The organism is Desmonostoc vinosum, from assembly GCF_059505385.1.
On record NZ_JCACKM010000323.1, the window covers coordinates 1 to 3,003 of the forward strand.

The window sequence follows — 3,003 nt, forward strand, 5'->3', positions numbered from 1 at the left end:
TAATCAAATTAAATAAAACTCTTGTGGGGTGGGCATCTTGCCCGCCCTAATTATACAAGTTATATATGGAACAGCTTAGTATGATCAAAGGATGAGCGATCGCATTGCTGTGATCTACTAACTATTTCTGCAAAAGTGCGATCGCTCTGAACATGAGAAATTTTGCTACGAAGATAAGTAAAATCAAATGATTGTTTTTGAGTATTGAGTTTACCCAATAAATCGATACATTATTACCTTTGCTTTCCAGTTTTCTTCAACAAAGACTAAATACTCGCCATTAGCACGACGAAAAGCACGGATACCGTAGGGTATGTCAATCCAACCACTTTCATTAGCCACTTCAGGGCCAGGTTTTAAAAGTTTTACTTGCTTCCCTGTCGCTGCATTGTAAACATATACCTCTGCGGTTTTCACTGTGACGGCAAACACATAATCTCCAGCAACACTCATGGCAGCGGTAGCAACTTCTCGCTTGCCTGTGGTGTCGTAGGGAACCACAGTACGCCAACGAGGAGTGCGGTTTCCTTGACTCCAATTGTCAAACCGGGCAACTTCTGATCCTACAACTCCGCTATCGTCGCCAACCGCAGGGCGATCGCTAGTAAAACCTGATAAATACATGGTATCTGTTTCTGGAAAATATTCGATACGTCGCAAATCAGTAAATATATTAGGAGTAGCTTGCTTTTGCATCGAACTGTAGCTATAAATGGGGTTGCCCTGAGCATCTATTCCCTGTAAAGGATAGTGCCGGATACCATCTTTAGTACGTAAAGTTTTCCACACATCACCTTTGCTGTCTACCCACCAGCCGCCAATGTAGGGATAATCGTTGCTGGTATCGTACTCATTTTTTTCAAACGTACCATTACCGTTGCGATCTCGCCAAATCCATTCTCCTTTTTCGGGTTGATGGGGCGGCCAATTTCCGTCAATGGATTGTTTGCCTCTACTATCAGTGCCGACAAACATTCCAGATGGAATGGCAATTTTACCATCCGTAGCTGGATTGAAGCGGTATATCTGCAAAAAACTGCTGTACATATTCGTCAAGAACAAAAAGGGCTTACCTTGGATGCGTCGCACAAAAGTAGCATCCGGTGATGTATGCAAACGTGCATCTTGAGGATATTTGAAAGCGTTTAAAGTGTAACCCTTGTAAATCCATTGTTGACCAGCAGATTTACTGTAGTCCATCTGGTAGTTTTCTTGTTTGGTAAATACGTTAATCCCATCCGTTTTGGGATCAGTATCAGCATTATCTACAAATATTAGTCCTAGTGATCGCCAAAGTAGTTTTCCTGATGGCGAAAACTTCCGTAAATCTGTTCCTGATTTATTAAAACCGTTACTATTGACGTAAATATTGCCTGCGGCATCTGTACCAACACCAGTTAAGCCATAAAATTTCAAATCTTTGACTTCACCAGGAATATCTGCATAAATGCCATTTTTATCCCCAAAGCTACCAATCTGCACTGGCTGATTTTTAATGTTGTAAATCAGTATTTGCTGACGCGGCCCATTTTCTGCTACTAAAAGTCTGCCTTGAGGATCAACAGCAACTGCTGTTGGTTGAACTACATCTTTGATTTGTTGGGGTAATTGCTTTCCAGCCTGGGAATAATGCACAATCTTTGCAGGGTTATCAGCATTTTGCTCTTGAACAATCCACAAATTGCCTTTTTTATCAATAGTAATTTGGCCTGGACTAGCAACATTAAAGCTGCGTAATTCTTTCATTGTGTCTGTGTTGTAGACACGAATTCGATTCGTAGTAGCATCACTCACATATAACTGGCGATCGACAGTTGCTAATCCCGTCACTTCACTTTTATTGCTGATGATCAGCATACTCTGATCCCAACCTCGCCCTTGGGGAAATGGCGCAGGCTTGCCAGATAAGTCATAACGTCTGACACAATACCAAATTGTATCTTCTAAAGGGTAATCCTCTTTTGTCTTACCGATCGCACCCTGAATCATCGCGATATAAATATATTTACTGTCTGCTGTGACAGCTTTACCACCAGTACGACCCCAGCCATGAGTATCTGCAAGGGCACCAATAACATTACCATCCTTATATCTTCCTGCTTCTGAACCTCCTTCATCCCAATGGCTATTAGTATAAACTGTACCATCAGCAGCAACATACATTCCCTCAATATTGTTTTGTACCCATTGTTTTCCACCACCAAAGCTATTACCTATCCAAGATGTTTTATAAGATTTTTGTTCACCACTCAAGCTATTACTAGTCTGAGACGTTTTGTTACTAGCTAAAGAAGTTACAGGTGTTGCTAAATCTGATATTCTGCTGCTAGATACAGAATTTATGTGTTCGGTTGAAGGCTGATTATTAACATTATCTGAACTGGATATTACAGGTGTTGCCCAGTCTGTTGTTATTCCTATTGAAGTAACAATTACTGCGATGATGAGACACAATAAAAAATTAAAGCTTCGATTGCGATCAACTTTGACCTTGAGTGGAGTCGAAAAGTTAGCCGTTCTTTTTTGCCAATATCTAATCTGAGATAACCTCCGAATCTGCTGATTAAGCTGGCGACGGAGTTTACTTAACGAAGGAAGGAATTTTTTTTTCATATATTTTCCGAGTTGGTAATTGCTTGAAACTGGTATTTTGCACTATCAATTACTTGTACTGAGCAAACTTGTGTTCAGCGTAGTCGAAGTATCAATTATCAATAATTTGATAGCTGTTAAACCTCTGATAGTATTGCACTTACACTATGGTTTATCGGCTTTTCCTCAGATCTTGCACCTTTCAAACTGTCAGTCGCAAAACTTACCTAATTGTTCGGCTTCGCTCTCTACCGCCAGGGATTGTAAATCCCTGTCTTATAGCAAAAGTCCATTAGAAATGGACTAAATACAGAGACAAATAGATATGTAATTTTTATAACTTTATTGCGGCAGACTCATTAGACCTCTTGCAAAAGTCGGATACTCGCCAGAAAATAAATTTTCTGGCTG

The 3,003-nt window shown here is 40.3% G+C and carries 2 protein-coding genes; both read right to left on the reverse strand.

From position 1 onward, the window contains the following. Nucleotides 1-59: 59 nt before the first annotated feature. The gene (locus tag AC5JMF_RS32260) at nucleotides 60-218 is read right to left on the reverse strand and encodes a hypothetical protein (protein ID WP_495799784.1); all 159 of its coding nucleotides are present in this window, start codon (nucleotides 216-218) and stop codon (nucleotides 60-62) included. After that, the gene (locus tag AC5JMF_RS32265) at nucleotides 211-2,613 is read right to left on the reverse strand and encodes an NHL repeat-containing protein (RefSeq protein WP_495799783.1); all 2,403 of its coding nucleotides are present in this window, start codon (nucleotides 2,611-2,613) and stop codon (nucleotides 211-213) included. Before AC5JMF_RS32265 ends, AC5JMF_RS32260 begins: the two co-directional genes overlap by 8 nt. Nucleotides 2,614-3,003: the final 390 nt, after the last annotated feature.

Coding starts and splice junctions, on each gene's coding strand:
- AC5JMF_RS32265 (WP_495799783.1), bottom strand. CDS start 2,613: ATGAAAAAAAAATTCCTTCCTTCGTTAAGTAAACTCCGTCGCCAGCTT.